The sequence below is a fragment of the Ensifer adhaerens genome, from assembly GCF_001270265.1.
Classification (GTDB): Bacteria; Pseudomonadota; Alphaproteobacteria; order Rhizobiales; family Rhizobiaceae; genus Ensifer; species Ensifer adhaerens_B.
The window spans coordinates 1-14,478 of record NZ_LGAP01000039.1 but is presented as its reverse complement, the minus strand read 5'-3'; the positions used below and the strand labels follow the sequence as shown (position 1 = coordinate 14,478).

General features: G+C 62.0%; 16 protein-coding genes. 10 read left to right on the top strand and 6 right to left on the bottom strand.

The features are described 5' to 3' along the window. Positions 1-66 precede the first annotated feature (66 nt). Positions 67-618, bottom strand: coding sequence for an MgtC/SapB family protein (locus AC244_RS31515; protein ID WP_053252806.1), 552 nt, complete (start codon positions 616-618; stop codon positions 67-69). Positions 619-733: 115 nt separating this feature from the next. After that, positions 734-1,180: a pseudoazurin gene (locus AC244_RS31510; protein WP_082367292.1), complete on the bottom strand. Its 447-nt coding sequence runs from the start codon at positions 1,178-1,180 to the stop codon at positions 734-736. A 228-nt stretch (positions 1,181-1,408) separates the two neighbouring features. Between AC244_RS31510 and AC244_RS31505 the strand changes: the two genes are divergently transcribed. The 5 genes from AC244_RS31505 to AC244_RS31485 all read left to right on the top strand — a co-directional run bounded on the left by AC244_RS31505 (position 1,409) and on the right by AC244_RS31485 (position 4,811). Next, a complete protein-coding gene (locus AC244_RS31505) occupies positions 1,409-1,990 on the top strand; it encodes a MarR family winged helix-turn-helix transcriptional regulator (RefSeq protein WP_234717086.1) in 582 nt (193 codons plus the stop codon). A gap of 237 nt (positions 1,991-2,227) precedes the next feature. Continuing rightward, the gene (locus tag AC244_RS31500) at positions 2,228-2,776 is read left to right on the top strand and encodes a carboxymuconolactone decarboxylase family protein (protein ID WP_053252769.1); all 549 of its coding nucleotides are present in this window, start codon (positions 2,228-2,230) and stop codon (positions 2,774-2,776) included. Positions 2,777-2,828: 52 nt separating this feature from the next. Beyond that, complete coding sequence (locus AC244_RS31495; protein ID WP_053252768.1) at positions 2,829-3,404, top strand: redoxin domain-containing protein; 576 nt, start codon at positions 2,829-2,831, stop codon at positions 3,402-3,404. After that, positions 3,401-4,111: a glutamine amidotransferase gene (locus AC244_RS31490; protein ID WP_053252767.1), complete on the top strand. Its 711-nt coding sequence runs from the start codon at positions 3,401-3,403 to the stop codon at positions 4,109-4,111. Before AC244_RS31495 ends, AC244_RS31490 begins: the two co-directional genes overlap by 4 nt. Next, on the top strand, positions 4,101-4,811 hold the full coding sequence (locus AC244_RS31485; protein ID WP_053252766.1) for an MOSC domain-containing protein: 711 nt from the start codon (positions 4,101-4,103) through the stop codon (positions 4,809-4,811). Before AC244_RS31490 ends, AC244_RS31485 begins: the two co-directional genes overlap by 11 nt. 50 nt (positions 4,812-4,861) lie before the next feature. Here AC244_RS31485 and AC244_RS31480 read toward each other — a convergent pair whose 3' ends face one another. Together AC244_RS31480 and ssuD are read right to left on the bottom strand one after the other, a co-directional pair. Next, positions 4,862-6,298 carry an FAD/NAD(P)-binding protein gene (locus AC244_RS31480; protein WP_053252804.1) on the bottom strand — a complete coding sequence of 479 codons (1,437 nt, stop codon included), beginning with the start codon at positions 6,296-6,298 and terminating at the stop codon, positions 4,862-4,864. Further along, the gene (ssuD, locus tag AC244_RS31475) at positions 6,292-7,461 is read right to left on the bottom strand and encodes an FMNH2-dependent alkanesulfonate monooxygenase (RefSeq protein ID WP_053252765.1); all 1,170 of its coding nucleotides are present in this window, start codon (positions 7,459-7,461) and stop codon (positions 6,292-6,294) included. Before ssuD ends, AC244_RS31480 begins: the two co-directional genes overlap by 7 nt. Before the next feature lie 184 nt (positions 7,462-7,645). Here ssuD and AC244_RS31470 point away from each other — a divergent pair, with 184 nt between their 5' ends. The 4 genes from AC244_RS31470 (at position 7,646) to AC244_RS31455 (ending at position 11,108) form a co-directional block, all read left to right on the top strand. Next, complete coding sequence (locus AC244_RS31470) at positions 7,646-8,194, top strand: flavin reductase family protein (RefSeq protein ID WP_053252803.1); 549 nt, start codon at positions 7,646-7,648, stop codon at positions 8,192-8,194. A 178-nt stretch (positions 8,195-8,372) separates the two neighbouring features. Then, positions 8,373-9,380, top strand: a complete 1,008-nt coding sequence (tauA, locus tag AC244_RS31465) for a taurine ABC transporter substrate-binding protein (RefSeq protein ID WP_053252764.1) — start codon at positions 8,373-8,375, stop codon at positions 9,378-9,380. Between the two features lie 97 nt (positions 9,381-9,477). Next, positions 9,478-10,275, top strand: coding sequence for a taurine ABC transporter ATP-binding protein (locus AC244_RS31460; RefSeq protein WP_053252763.1), 798 nt, complete (start codon positions 9,478-9,480; stop codon positions 10,273-10,275). Then, positions 10,272-11,108 carry an ABC transporter permease subunit gene (locus tag AC244_RS31455; protein ID WP_053252762.1) on the top strand — a complete coding sequence of 279 codons (837 nt, stop codon included), beginning with the start codon at positions 10,272-10,274 and terminating at the stop codon, positions 11,106-11,108. The genes AC244_RS31460 and AC244_RS31455 overlap by 4 nt, the downstream gene beginning before the upstream one ends. 19 nt (positions 11,109-11,127) lie before the next feature. Here AC244_RS31455 and AC244_RS31450 read toward each other — a convergent pair whose 3' ends face one another. Together AC244_RS31450 and AC244_RS31445 are read right to left on the bottom strand one after the other, a co-directional pair. After that, positions 11,128-12,534 (bottom strand): FAD/NAD(P)-binding protein, encoded by a 1,407-nt coding sequence (locus AC244_RS31450; protein ID WP_053252761.1) that lies wholly within the window; start codon positions 12,532-12,534, stop codon positions 11,128-11,130. A gap of 344 nt (positions 12,535-12,878) precedes the next feature. Continuing rightward, a complete protein-coding gene (locus tag AC244_RS31445) occupies positions 12,879-13,487 on the bottom strand; it encodes an RBBP9/YdeN family alpha/beta hydrolase (protein ID WP_053252760.1) in 609 nt (202 codons plus the stop codon). A 573-nt stretch (positions 13,488-14,060) separates the two neighbouring features. Between AC244_RS31445 and AC244_RS31440 the strand changes: the two genes are divergently transcribed. Next, positions 14,061-14,478: ABC transporter permease (locus AC244_RS31440; RefSeq protein ID WP_414735977.1), on the top strand; the 418-nt coding region annotated here is incomplete at its 3' end.

The following is a 14,478-nucleotide window of genomic DNA, read 5'->3' as shown; positions in this document are numbered from 1 at the left end:
TCGAAATGTTGCGCCGTCGGCGCATATGAGGACAGGCGGTCCTGAGAAACAAAGGCGAGGGCGAGGCTAGCGCACGGTCTCGCGGGGGTGGGCAGTTTTGTCGTCAGGATGCTCTGCAGCTTTTCGGTCAAAATCAGGCCGCGCCTCTTCTTTGACCTCGGCCTCGAGCCAGCCGACGACGGCGAGGACAAGAAGGGCAGATCCGACTGCGAAAGCCGCAATGATCCAGTGGCCAAAGCCGAGTGCGAGGCCAATAGCACCGGCCAACCACAGACTGCTGCCGGTCGTCAGGCCCTGAACCTGTCCGCGTGCGAAAATGATGGTGCCGGCGGCCAAAAAGGCGACACCGGCTGTGACGGCTTCGACGACACGCAAGGGATCGATGCGAACCCGTTCGTCGAAGAAGCCCTTCATGTAGACGCTTTCAAGCGAGATGATTGCAAAGGTGCAGGCAGCGAGGCACACGAGCATGTGCGTCTTGAGACCGGCCGGCCGGGCTTTCGCCTCACGCTCGAAGCCGATGATCGCCCCCATCAGGAGGGAACCTAAAATGCGCGCGAAGATCACCTGATAGGGGACCTGCGACGGCGGAAACATGTCTGCTAAGATTTGCTCCATGCGGAACCAACGCGAGTGCTTCGCATTGGTTCCACCGGTCGGCGCCGCCTTCCGCCCGGTGAGCGGCACCTTCGAGCGGCCTGTCCCTGCCCGCTCGTTTCAGTGAGGCTCGGCCTTAGTTGCCGAGCGCTGCGAATGCGGCATCCAGCCGTTCCTGCGCCTTCTTCGGGTTCTTGGCGCCCTTGGCCGCTGCGAGATTGGCGGGGCCTTCGCCGACCTGGACGACGCCGACCATGCCCATGCCGTAGTGCGGGGTGCACTTTACGCCGTAGACGCCGGGCGCGGTGAAGGTGACCTTGTAGTTTTCGTTGATCTTGCTCTTGAAGGCTTCTGCACCGTCCGGGATCATGCCCTTGATCGTTTCGACATTATGACCCTTGTCGGTCGGGATGAACGTCACCGTATCACCGGCCGCAACCTTCAGGGACGCGGGCTCGAAGACCATCGCGCCTTCCTTGCCCTTGTTGAGCATATGCACTTCGAAATCCGCGGCGGTTGCGGGCGCAGCGATAAGCATGGCCGCCATTGCGAGGCCCAATCCGCTCTTGATTGCTTTCAACATCGTCTTCTCCGTTTGACCGAGCAGCCCGTGCTTGGGTTGTTCGCCGCAGTGATAGTCCGAAGACCGCATGCCGAATTTGATGCGCGTCAAATTGGACGCGGATTCCTGGTGGCGGTGAATTGACATTAAATAGGAGTCCTATATATCTGAAGCATGGCAGCGAACACGCAGATCCCTCCTACAATTATCGACCGTATCGGCGACGGATTCGCGCGGATCGCAACCGCTATGCGCGCAGAAGCATGGACTGCGGCCGATGTGATCGGACTGAACCCGACGCAGCTGCAGATCCTGATCTTTCTGGTCGGTCGTGGCAAAGCGGGCATGCGGGTCAAGCAGATCGCCGCCTATCTCGGCGTCAGCCAGCCGACGGCGACGGATTCGATCAACGCCCTGACGCGCAAGAGTTTTGTCGCGAAGCTTGCTGATCCCTCGGACGCGCGCGCCGTGGCTGTGGCCGCGACCGCCGAAGGCGAGGCCGCCGTGCGCCGCGCTGGCATGATCGCCTCGGCAACCGACGATGCCTTTGCCTCACTGTCGACGCTCGAACAGGAAGACCTGTTGGTCCATCTCGTCAAGGTCATACGCGCGCTGCAGGCCGCCGGCGCGATCCCAGAGCAGCGCATGTGCGTGAACTGTCGATACTTCCAGCCGAACGCCTATCCAGATTCGAAAGAGCCGCACCATTGCGCCTTCGTCAACGCACCGTTTGGCCAGGCGGATTTGCGTATCGATTGCGGCGAATACGAAACAGCAGACGCGTCGAACCAGGCGGCCGCCTGGAAGATCTTCAATCGCGGTGCGGCGTGAGGCGAAGGCAGATGCGATGAAGGACAGCAACCGCTCATCATTTGCTTCGACCAATGCACGGGACGCTGCCACGGCCACGCCAGCAGACGTCTACACCAGGACAAACTTCTTCGGGACCAAAAGAATCCACCGCACTCAAGCGTGCTTTTTTCGGCCTCGTTGATGTCGGCGCCGGTCCGTCGACTGCCATCGGCGGACCGGCATTTTCTCCCTCCACGCAAATAGAAAGAGAAAACCATGAGCAGAATTAATCTAGTTGACCCCAAGACGGCAACCGGTACCAGCGCCGAACTGCTGGGCAACATCCACGCCGCCTTCGGCGCGACGCCGAATATGTTCAAGGCGGTGGCCAACTCCCCGGCAGCACTTGCAAGCATGTGGGGCTCGTTCGGTGCCCTCGGCAATGGGCGGCTCGGTGCCAAGCTCTGCGAGCAGATCGCCGTTGCCGTCGCCGACCGCAATGATTGCCACTATTGCCTGGCGGCGCATACGGCGCTCGGCCGCAAGGCCGGCGCGACCGCGCAGGAAATGGCCGACGCCCAGCGTGGCCACTCCAGTGATCCGAAGACGGCGGCGGTGCTCTCGTTTGTTCGCACACTGGTAGAGCAGCGCGGCCAGGTGTCGGATGCCGACATCAAGACATTACGCAATACCGGCTTCGACGATCAGGATATCGTCGAGATCATCGCCGATGTGGCGCTCAACCTCTTCACCAACTACGTCAACGTGGCCCTGGCCGTGCCGGTCGATTTCCCCGGCGTCAAGCTTGTGCGCGAAGCTGCCTGACAACCCGCCGGGCAGGTCCTGCCTGCCCGGCCCCTCCCAAAGGAATCGCCTCATGATAGCTGATATCCCCAATCAGGCGCCGGAACTGGACGTGAGCAGCTGGTTCAACACCACTGTGCCCCTTAACCTCGGCATGCTGCGCGGACGCGTCGCCTTCATCCATGCCTTTCAGATGCTTTGCCCCGCCTGCGTGTCACACGGCCTGCCGCAGACCCAACGCGTGCAGCGCCTGTTTCGCGACACCGACCTTCAGGTAATCGGTCTGCACACGGTCTTCGAACACCACGCGGCGATGGGGCCGGAGGCGCTCAAGGCATTCATCCACGAATACCGCCTGACCTTTCCGATCGGTGTCGACGCTGCATCGCCCGAGACGCCGATACCCAGCACCATGCAGCGCTACAGCATGCGCGGCACGCCCACGACCATCATCATCGGCCGTGACGGAGCCGTTCGCCACCATCGCTTCGGCATCGAAGACGATCTGCTGGTTGGGGCATGGCTGGCAACAGCGCTTGCAGAACCGCTGCCGGCAACGACGGCGCCGGTGGACCTTGCCGGCTGCACGACTGACGGCTGCGCGATTCCCGATGAGATTCCACGTCGAATAGAGCCAGGAAAACGATGACATCGAAATCGGCCCAGGTGATCAGGCATGTTCATTTCGAGGATCTCGGCACTTTTGCCGCTCCCCTTCGCCGCGCTGGCTACGAGATAGAGTACCACGATGTCGGAACCGCCGATTTTCTGGATTTCGCGCCGGATGCCCCCGACCTCGTCGTGGTGCTCGGCGGCCCGATCGGCGCCTATGACGACCAAGCCTACCCGTTCCTGCGGCGGGAGATCGATGTGCTGGCAGCGCGGTTGGAGACGGGCCGGCCGACCCTCGGCATCTGCCTTGGCGCGCAACTGATTGCGCGCGCAAGCGGTGCGCAGGCCTTTCCCTCCGGGATCAAGGAGATCGGTTTCGAGCCGATCAGCCTTAGCGACGCTGGCCGCGCTTCTCCGCTTCGCCATCTGCGTGAAGTGCCGATGTTGCACTGGCACGGCGATACCTACGATCTTCCCGCCGGCGCAACTTTGCTGGCGTCGACCTCAAAGACCGTGCAGCAGGCGTTTTCGATCGGCAACAACATCCTCGGACTTCAGTTTCACCCCGAGGCGGATGCCGGAGCGGCGTTCGAACGGTGGCTGGTGGGTCACGCCTGCGAGCTGGCGGCGGCCAACGTCGACATTGGAAAACTTCGCGACGATGCCGCGCAGTTCGGGGCGTCGCTGGCGACCGCCGCCGGCGCGATGATGACGGCATGGTTGGAGCAGTTGCATGCGGCCTGACCAAGCAAAGCCGACCGCTCTCGATGCATTACTGGTGGGCGAGATCGCCGCCATCGATGATCGCGGGACGCCGAGCGGCATCGACAAGAAGCGCGTCGCCGAGGTATTGCACCTGTCGGCGACCGGGTTCGTCGGCGATCATCAGGGCGACCTCAAGCGGCATGGCGGCATCGACAAGGCTGTGCATCACTATCCCGGCGATCATTACCGGCTCTGGCGGTTGGAGATCGGTCCAGCAGCGATCTTGGATCACCCGGGAGCGTTCGGCGAAAATCTGTCGACATCCGGGCTGACGGAAGACGACGTTGCCGTTGGAGATCGGTTCCGCCTGGGGGGTGCTTTGCTCGAAGTCAGCCAGGGACGCCAGCCTTGCTGGAAGTTGAACAGACGCTTCGGGCTCTCCGATGTGGCCCGCCGTGTCCAGCAATCCGGACGCACCGGATGGTACTACCGCGTGATCGAGGAAGGGCGCGTTTGCGTTGACGATGCCCTCGTCATGGTCGAGCGCCGATGCCCGACCTGGTCCATCCGGCGGCTCTGGCATTATCTCTATGTCGACACGATGAACCAGGTCGCTCTTCAGGAGATTGCCAATCTCGATTTGCTGCCGAAGAGCTGGCGCGACTATGCGACAAAGCGGTTGGTAACCCGGGAGGTAGAGGATTGGACGCGGCGCCTTGAGGGCCAGCACCAAGGCTAGTGTGGCAAACCGGGATTCCCTGCTCGGTAGGGGTAAAAACCTGCACAGTGTTAGGCGGTTTTCGCCGCAGCCCTGAAGCGGGATTGACGTGCCAGTCGTTGTGCGATCTGGTCGGCAACGAAGATGGCATGATCGTTGACCTGCGGCAGTCCCATCAACTCGCCGAATGTGCCGCGGGCCAGCGGCCCGGCGATGAAAAGCGTGTCGTCGCCATTTCCGTCGCGGTTGGTGGCGCGGCTTTGTTCGTCGCAGGCAAGGCCGAGGCCGACCGTATCCAGTTGCAAATAGCCGGCGTCTGCCAGATCGGCCAGCCAGCGCTGGCTCCTGAGAATGCCTGTGTGCGCCGGGCCGGTTGTGATCACGCATGCATCGAACACCAGTTGCTCGCGTTTGCCGGTGTGGCGGTGACGAACCTCGGCGGCAATGGTCTCGCCGTCGTGGTCTATCTTGCCTATTGATCCTCCAAGAACCCGCACGTCGCCGTGCTCAAGCCCTTGCGCAATGACAGCGTCGATCTGCGGCGCGACGCGGAAGCGGTGCACATCCCAGTAGGGGCGCAGGTGACGAACAAGTCGTTTCCGCTCCGCGATAGGCAGTGCGCGCCAAATGTCGCCACCCTGGGCGCGCAAAGCATCAAAGACGGCGTGCCAACTGCGACCCTCCGCCGGCGCCTGCTGCAGCGCGATGCGCACCTGCCGCAGCAGTGACCGGGCCGTTTGTGGCGGCTCGGTCACGAAGTCTCCGAACGGCTCCTGCGCAGTCGTCGCGTGTCCCCTCGACCGCAGCCCTCTGCGGGAAATGGCTGTGATCGGCCCCCGGTGGCCGCTGCGCCTGAGCGAGGCGATGACATCGGCAGCAGTCAGGCCATTGCCGATAACGAGGACACGATCATCCCCGCGGATCACGGACTGGGCGCCTTGCAATGTCGAATCGGCGACATATCGCGGGTGACCGGCCAGCACTTTGGCAATGTTTTGAGGAGCGCAGGGTGCCGGGTGAGTCGTGGCGACGATGGGGATGTCGGCCAGTATGTCAGTCCCCCCATCCGCGTGCCCCCGCCACTGGTCGCCGACACGGACGATCTGGCCCACCCGTTCGCGACGGTGATGGACCTGACCGGCTTTCAGATGCGGAGCGATGAAATCGCTGACATAGCGGCCGAAAACTGCGCGTCGCGGGTAGAGATTGCCGTCTTCGGCAAGCGCGTCCGGATCATCGCGCGGCTCGCCTTCAGCTGCCAGCCAATGCAGGAAATCGTCCGGATCGTCAGGTACGAGACTCATGCGCGCCGCCGGCACGTTGATGCGGTGTGCCGGATCGAAGGTATCGTAGGCAAGGCCGGCCCCTAGCCGCGCCCTGGGCTCGAAGACGACGATATCGACGGCTCGTCCGGCCGTGTTCCTGGCGAGGTTGGCCGCAAGCGCCGCGCCAGTAAATCCCCCGCCTATGATTGCCACAACCGGTCGATGGGATCGGTGCTTCACGATTGAGAGACCTTGAGCTTCGGCCTGTGGTCTCCGGCGATGGTCTCGCCGAACGGGCCGGTATTGATCGATGTTTCGCGCGCGGGAACCGAGTGGCCCAGCGGTAGGTTTGGCAGCACCAGCTCGCCGAACCGATAGGCTTCCTCCAGATGCGGGTAGCCGGACATGATGAAGGTGTCGATGCCGATCTCGCGGTACTCTTCCATCCGCGCCTTGACCTGATCCGGATCCCCGACCAGTGCGGTGCCTGCGCCGCCGCGCACGAGACCGACGCCGGCCCAAAGATTGGGCGCCACCTCGAGCTTGTCGCGCCGGCCGCCATGCAACCGGCTCATGCGGCTTTGACCTACCGAATCCATGCGCTCGAACACCTTTTGTGCCGCGGCGATCGTCTCGTCATCGACATATTGTATCAGGTCGTCGGCCGCCTGCCATGCTTCCTTTGCCGTCTCGCGCACGATCACATGCAGTCGAATACCAAAGGTGACGTCTCGGCCCTCGGCCTCGGCCAGCGCGCGCACTTCGGCACCCTTCTTGGCGACATCTCCCGGCGGCTCCCCCCAGGTCAGATACTTGTCGATCTTTCTGGCCGCCGCCTCCTGGCCCTTGCCGGATGACCCGCCGAAATAGAGCGGCGGATGCGGCGTCTGCACAGACTGGAACAGCAGCTTGCCGCCTTCAATATCGAAGTGCTTTCCCTTGAAGGTGACGTCCTCTCCGCGAAGGACGGCCTTGTAAACGTTGAGAAACTCCTCGGTGACCTCATAGCGCTCAGTATGCGAAAGATGGATGCCGTCGCCCTTGTTTTCGATCGGGTCGCCGCCAGTGACGACATTGATCAGCAGCCGCCCCTCGGACAGCCGATCGAGCGTGGCCGTCATCCGGGCTGCAAGCGTCGGTGAAAGCAGGCCCGGCCGCACGGCGATCAGGAAGCGTAGTTTTTCGGTCAGCGGCGCGAGCGCCGACGCCACGACCCAGCTGTCCTCGCAACTGCGGCCGGTGGGGATCAGCACGCCGTAATAGCCCAGCGAATCGGCCGCCTGGGCGACCTGTTTCAGATAGTTCAGATCGACATTGCGGCCTCCCCGCGCCGTCCCGAGATAGCGACTGTCGCCGTGGGTGGGCAGGAACCAGAGAACATTGATTTTGTCAGGCGTGTGGCCCATGCGAATTCTCCTCGGACACGATCGATGGCTTGCGGCAAACGGGGCCGACAGTTCAAAAAATATAAACTCTATAAAATTTATTGACAATGAAAAATCCGACGATCATTTTTGGGTGGAGGAAAAATTTTTCCCGGATTGCGGCTTCACGACCGGGAAGCAGGTCAAATTTTTCGAGGATATTGCCATGAACATCGCTCTTGCCGCTTCCAGTGCATTCACGACGCCCAGTCAGGCCGTCAATCGCCCCGTCCCTGTCACGCCATCCGAGCTGAAATCTGCAATGCGCAACCTGTCGGGCGGCGTCTCGGTCATCACTGCCGGTATCGGCGACGACCGCACCGGTGCGACAGTGACGTCAGCAACGGCCCTTTCCGTCGACCCACCGACGATGATCGTCAACATCAACCGGACGTCGTCCACCTGGCCGGTGATCGAGCGCTACCGGCATTTCTGCGTCAACATCCTCGCAAGCGAGCAGCAGGACGTGGCAGAACGGTTCGCTGGCTTCGGTGGCCTCAAAGGTGCCGCGCGCTACGGCGGTGCTGACTGGCGGACCCTCGTCAGTGGCGCTTCCGCACTTAACGGCGCGCTCGCCGCGATCGATTGCGAAGTCGAGGAGATCATCGAGCGCCATAGCCACGCCATCATCCTGGGACGGGTCCTGGCGATTGCTGCCGGTGCAGGCGAGCCGGTTCTCTACCATGGTGGCCGCTACGGCAGTTTCCAGCCGTAGGCGCAGGCGATCACGTTCGTGCGGGCAAAGAAGATGCCCAATCGACCGAAGTTTGGAATGGCTTCATACCCCGTCGCACAAACGGGGTATTTTTTATCTCTATAAAATCCATGGGTTTTGAGATTATCAGTGCAGGCTCCACGACGGGGCCATCGGCAAACCGTTGAGGAGCATGGCAATGACAATCGCAAGACGCACTCTTTTGGTATCAACCGCAGCGCTGTTGTTGGCGACGCAGGGGCTGTTCGCCGCCGAGGCCGCCGACACCACGCTGACCATCGGTTATCAGCCGATCGTCGAGCCGTCGCGCGTGCCACAGGCCGATGGCACCTATGAGAAGGTGACCGGCGCAAAGATCAACTGGCAGAAGTTCGATGGCGGCGCCGATGTCATCGCGGCGCTTGCATCCGGCTCGATTGATATCGGCTATGTCGGCTCGTCGCCGCTGGCGGCTGCGGCCAGCCGGGAACTGCCGTTCGAAACCATTTTCGTGGTCGGCCTGATCAGCGACGCGGAAGCTCTGGCCGTCAAGGGTATAAGCAAGCCGGAAGAACTCGCTGGCAAGAAGATCGCGACACCCTTCGTGTCGACTGCCCATTACAGCCTGCTAACGGCGCTGAAGCACTGGAACATCGATCCGAAGTCGGTCGAGATCCTCAACCTGCGCCCGCCGGAAATCGCGGCCGCCTGGCAGCGCGGCGACATTGACGGCGCCTATGTCTGGGATCCGGTTCTCTCCGAAATCAAGAAAACCTCGACCGTATTGGCCACCTCTGCCGACGTTGCCAAGTGGGGTGGCCCGACCTTCGATGCCTGGATCGTCAGCAAGAAATTCGCCGAGGAGCACCCGGATGTCGTCACGGGTTTCGTCAAGGTTACCGGTGACGCCTACGCCGATTACCGATCCAACCCGGATGCCTGGAGCGCTACATCGAAGCAGGCCGAAAAGATCGCCCGCTTGACAGGCGCCAAGCCCGAGGATGTGCCGGCGCTGCTCAAGGGATATTATTTCCCGTCACTGGAGGAGCAGGCAACATCCGATCTTCTCGGCGGCGCAACGGCCAAGGCCGTTGCAGAAACGTCGGCCTTCCTACTCGAACAGGGAAAAATCCCGGCAGTTCTCTCGGATTACGGCCCTTATGTCTCGGCGCGCTGGGCGCAGGAAGCCGCCAAGCTCTCGTTCTGAGCAAAGTCGCATTGGCTAAGGATGGGTCGGCGGTGCGCCTAATGCGCGAGCCGCTAGCCTATCCATCGATCCACGTCGCAGATTATGGGGCCGCACAATGTCAATGCTTACGCTTGAGAATGTCTCGTTGCGCTACGCGCCTGGCGATGGCCGATCGCAAGCGCTGCTGGTTCTGGACCGGATCAATCTGAATGTTACCGAAGACGATTTCGTCGTGGTTATCGGCAGATCCGGTTCAGGAAAGACGAGCCTGCTCAATCTGGCAGCCGGCTTTCTGGCGCCAAGCAGTGGTCGGATCGCCCTTGATGACCGCTTGTTGTCCGGCCCGGGTTCCGACCGCGCCGTCGTCTTTCAGGACGACGCGCTCTACCCGTGGCTAACGGCGGTCGAAAATGTCGCCTTCCCGCTGCGTCTCCGTAGTGTCGGCAAAGACCAGCGGCTGAAAGAAGCTTACGCTCTGTTGGAGCGCGTCGGTCTTCCGGACGCGGCCGACCGCAAGATCTGGGAACTTTCCGGTGGTATGCGCCAACGTGTCGGCATTGCAAGGGCCTTGGCCGCGCGGCCACGGTTCCTGCTGATGGACGAGCCGCTCGGCGCACTGGATGCTTTGACGCGCGTGCGCATGCAAGGCTTTCTCTTGGACATGTGGAAGTCGAGCCGGGCCGGCGCCCTGCTCATCACGCACAGCATCGATGAAGCGCTGATGCTGGCGACGCGGATCATCGTGCTGACCGCGAACCCGGGTCGGATCGCAAAAATCATTCCGGTCAACTTTGGCCGAGACTATCTCTCTGGAATACCTCAATCCGAGCTGCGCGCCTCTGCCGAATTCAGACGGCTGCACGATGGCTTGACCGGCCTCATTCATTCCGAAGACGAAGGTATTGCAGCATGACCCTTTCCCTGGAAACGGCGTCCACCGACCTGGAGCCAGGCGGCGAAATCGATACCAAACCGCAGCGCGCACTGCCCATCCTCTGGATTTCGGCCGCAACGGTCACCGCGCTGGTCGGCCTTTGGAGCCTTGTGTCCTTCTATGGGCTGGTGCCGCCGTTGTTCCTGCCATCGCCGCTCGCCGTGCTTCGGGCACTGAGCGGCCTGGTCGTGACGGGCTTTGTCGACGCAACGCTGGCCCAGCATGTGGCCGCCAGCCTTTCGCGCATCTTCGGTGCTCTCGGCGTCGCCCTTGTCCTCGGCGTGCCTGCAGGGCTGGCCATCGGGACAAGTCGCTGGGGCAAGGGCATCCTCGACCCGATCGTCGAATTTCTCCGCCCGCTGCCGCCGCTTGCCTATCTGCCGCTCGTCATCATCTGGCTTGGTATCGGCGAAGCGTCGAAGATCGCCGTGATTGCGCTGGCAATGCTGCCTCCGATCATTCTGTCGACCGCCGCAGGCGTCAAATCTGCATCGGCTGACCATATCAATGCCGCACGCGCCTTTGGCGCATCGCGACGGCAGCTGCTGCTCCAGGTGATCTTGCCAAGCGCGTTGCCGTCCGTTCTCACCGGGACACGCATTGCGCTCGGCGCCGGCTGGTCAACACTGGTTGCCGCCGAGCTTGTGGCAGCGACACGCGGCCTCGGTTTCATGATCCAGTCGGCGGCCCAGTTCCTGGTCACCGACATCGTCATTGCCGGCATCGTCGTGATCGCCGTCGTCGCCTTCCTGTTCGAAGTCGTCGCACGTCGCATCGAGCGGCGGCTGGTACCGTGGGCGCACCATCGTTGACGGATAAGCGCTGCCTTTCCTAGGCGGACTTCTGCGTCACCCGGCGGCGCGTCGCGATCAACCGTGCCGCGGCATAGGTTTGCGTGACGATTTCGGGCACCAGATCGATATCGGGCAGACTGCCGAGACCCAATGGCCCGATGGCATACAGATTGGCAGTTGGGTGACCGTCCGAAAGCACCTCCCCCGCTGGGCTGACGGCGAGACCGAGCCCGAGCTCATCCGGCTGCGCCAGACCGCCGGCAAAGAGGTTCTGGATGACCGGTGCCTTGAGGTCGGGCGCAGAACAGCGACAGTCGATAACCTGATCGGCTTCAAGCAGATCTTCCTGCTCGGCCCCGGCCCAACGGACCATGAGCCCATCCGGCCGACGCCGGCCAGCCCACCCCTTGCGTACGACGGTGCGGCCATCGGCCAGCTCCTGCTGCAGCCGCAAGTGCAATGATGCCGGCAGGCGATTGCGATGGCTGTCATAAATCGAGCGCAGATGACGGTTGAACTGACGTTTCTCCTGTTCCGGCAGCGCCTGCCACAGTGAACGCGCACGACGCCGCAGTCCGTTCATCGCCGCCTGCCAGCTCTGACCGTTGGCTTCCGCATCGGCACAGGCCTGCCGGACGAAGGGGACGATGTCGCGAAGCCTCGTCGGCATCGGATCGACCGGGAAAGTCGGTGCCGCCGCCAGCCGCGTGTGCGACTGCGGCAGAAACCCATGCCGCGAGACAATAGTAATCTCGCCGGCATAGCCGCTGTCGCGCATTTGCAGCAGACGATCGACGACACGCACCCCGCTGCCGAGCAGCACCGCATGGCGCGGCACGACCAGACGCCGCGCTCTCACCAGGGGGCGCTCCTCGTCCGCAACCTCCATTTCAAGCGCGCGGATGCCGAATCCTGTCGCGAGCACGGCAACATCGCATTCGATCGTGCCTTCCTCCTGCAGGACCAGGAAGCGCCCGGACGGCAGTTTCCGCAGCCCCAGCACAGCCTGGCAGGAGAGCTGCATCGAGATATCCGGTCGCCGCGTCAGCGCCTCTGAAAAGCGTTGGTAGACATAGTCGCTGAAGATGCTCTTCGGCACGAAGATCTGCTGGAATCCCGGAATGGCTGCAGAGACGGCGGAGCGAAAATCCTCGTTGGCACAAAGCCATTCGTTGAAATCCTCCGGCTGGCCTGCGGCCACCGACAGATCGCGCACGCGGCTGTTGAGGATCTCTCCGCTCTGGGCGGCGGCCATGACCTGCCCGCCGCTGATGGTCGGTTGCGGATCAAAGAGATGAACATGAAATGCGGTGCGCACCGACTTCATCAGCGCGATCGCCATCATGATTCCCGAGAAGCCGCGACCGATGACAGCGATACGCGGTTTTGCGCGAGGACCGTCACTGTCAGGCGAAATCTTGGCAAACAATCCGTGGACAGTCATGGGAACTCCCTTGTGGCCTGGCTGCGGTCAGCCGGCAAAGTTTGAAACGCATGGCTGTTCCGATCCCGAACACGGACCGGACCTTGGGGTATCGCCCAGCACGGAGATCGGCCGCTGTCGTGGCTGATATCTGCAGTGTCGGGGAATGGTGCCGCCAGCCACGTCGGCCGGCGAGTAGGTATCCGTTGTTCTGGCTGGCCTGGCGCCTCGGCACATGGTCATCCCTATACGGCATACTCTATAAAGTTTATGCGCTATTAGAACGCGAATTGGCGCGGACATCAAGCTCTTTGTGCCGCGCCTTCGTTTCGGGCCGGCCAGCACAGGATGTGGCAGACTAATATCTATCGCCCCGCGACGGCACTGCTTTCCCGCTTTTCACCGACTTGGGCAGCATTCGCCGAGGGGTGTTCGCGCCGTGCGATACCGTTGAGGACCGTCAGCAGATCGTAGCCTCGCGACCAGCGACCGAAACCGCTGGCAACGTTGATGTGCCCGGCGTGACCAAGGTCGACGAGCCGACTGCCCCAGCGGGTCGAGATGTGGCGCAGGCGATCGAAAGACATATAGGGGTCGTTGAGGCTGCCGACGATCAGGCTCGGAAAGGGCAGCGGCTGCTCCGGCATGGCGCCGAACTCGATCGAACCGGGATGACGCCGCTCCGTAACATCAAGATCGCACGGCGCCACCAGAAGGGCGCTTCTGATCTGGCGCGCCAGCGGTCTTCGCGCCAGGCTGGCAACGAGTATGCAGCCCAGGCTGTGCGCCACAACGTCCACAACACCGTGACGGAGAATGGCCTGTTCCAGCGCCTCGCGCCATCGCTCGAGCACCGGGTGGTCCCAGTCGTCCTGCTCGACCAGGGCCGCCCTCGGCTGGTCGTCCAGCCAATGACGCTGCCAGTGCCCCGCGCCTGAGCCGAAAAGACCGGGAATGATCAAGGTTTTTGCCATGGTATCAGCCTCTTGCGACACGGTCCAAGTGACGGCACGCCCACCATCCGTCGATCAAACAAATCATGAGGCGATTATGCGAAGGCGAATGGTGCGAGGTAAGCAAGGAATGTTCAATATCTATAAATTCTATAGCATAACTTTCTTCGACTCCAAATCACATCACCGAGATCGCCGTATCGACCACGGAACAATGCTTGAGGCAGAGTGTTTCTTTTGACGCGTTTCTCAGCGAAATCAGTTTCGTTTTGAGGCCCCTTGTAGTCAAAAAATTGCGTTGTTGGTGCCGGCGAAATTGATAGTTTGACCTGAGGGCTTCGGCGGCAAGTGCAATCGAGGTTTTGAGGGAAAGTGCTGTGTTCGGCCAACTCGACAAGCCGGACGAAAAGTGACGAATTTGCCGACGTGTCGGATGGGATAGGTTCGATCCGATCAAGCGGTGCTTCGACGGCACATTGTCGGGTCTGGTTCGAGCTCGATCGGGAGATCGATGATCTGGCTGAAGATAGGCCGGTCGATCTCATATGGGGACCGCTTCGGTTTTACCGGGCGCATGGAAGAGGTGAGCTGGATTTGAGTGAGCATGGCCACAACAGGCGCTGGCGGTTTCGCCAGCCGAGTGTGCTTCCGGGGTTCGGTCTGGCGCTCGGCGTCACGCTGGCCTGGCTGGTGCTGATCATCCTGATCCCGCTGTCGGGCTTGATCTGGCGTTCGAGCAGCCTTGGCTGGTCGCAGTTCATGACGCTGGCGCTCGACACCCGCACCTTGAATGCGCTCAGGATCAGTTTTGGCACGGCCTTTGTCGCGGCGATCGTCAATCTGGTGTTCGGTGTCATCCTCGCCTGGGTGCTGGTGCGTTATCGGTTCCCCGGCAAGCGGGTGATCGACGCCATGGTCGACCTGCCGTTTGCGCTGCCGACGGCGGTCGCCGGCATTGCGCTGGCGACGCTTTATGCCCCCAACGGCTGGATCGGCCAATTGCTGGAGCCGC

Coding starts and splice junctions, on each gene's coding strand:
- AC244_RS31470 (WP_053252803.1), top strand. CDS start 7,646: ATGAACATCGCTCTTGCCGCTTCCAGTGCATTCACGACGCCCAGTCAG.
- tauA (WP_053252764.1), top strand. CDS start 8,373: ATGACAATCGCAAGACGCACTCTTTTGGTATCAACCGCAGCGCTGTTG.
- AC244_RS31495 (WP_053252768.1), top strand. CDS start 2,829: ATGATAGCTGATATCCCCAATCAGGCGCCGGAACTGGACGTGAGCAGC.
- ssuD (WP_053252765.1), bottom strand. CDS start 7,461: ATGGGCCACACGCCTGACAAAATCAATGTTCTCTGGTTCCTGCCCACC.
- AC244_RS31500 (WP_053252769.1), top strand. CDS start 2,228: ATGAGCAGAATTAATCTAGTTGACCCCAAGACGGCAACCGGTACCAGC.
- AC244_RS31515 (WP_053252806.1), bottom strand. CDS start 618: ATGGAGCAAATCTTAGCAGACATGTTTCCGCCGTCGCAGGTCCCCTAT.
- AC244_RS31450 (WP_053252761.1), bottom strand. CDS start 12,534: ATGACTGTCCACGGATTGTTTGCCAAGATTTCGCCTGACAGTGACGGT.
- AC244_RS31485 (WP_053252766.1), top strand. CDS start 4,101: ATGCGGCCTGACCAAGCAAAGCCGACCGCTCTCGATGCATTACTGGTG.
- AC244_RS31510 (WP_082367292.1), bottom strand. CDS start 1,180: ATGTTGAAAGCAATCAAGAGCGGATTGGGCCTCGCAATGGCGGCCATG.
- AC244_RS31505 (WP_234717086.1), top strand. CDS start 1,409: ATGCGCGCAGAAGCATGGACTGCGGCCGATGTGATCGGACTGAACCCG.
- AC244_RS31455 (WP_053252762.1), top strand. CDS start 10,272: ATGACCCTTTCCCTGGAAACGGCGTCCACCGACCTGGAGCCAGGCGGC.
- AC244_RS31445 (WP_053252760.1), bottom strand. CDS start 13,487: ATGGCAAAAACCTTGATCATTCCCGGTCTTTTCGGCTCAGGCGCGGGG.
- AC244_RS31490 (WP_053252767.1), top strand. CDS start 3,401: ATGACATCGAAATCGGCCCAGGTGATCAGGCATGTTCATTTCGAGGAT.
- AC244_RS31460 (WP_053252763.1), top strand. CDS start 9,478: ATGTCAATGCTTACGCTTGAGAATGTCTCGTTGCGCTACGCGCCTGGC.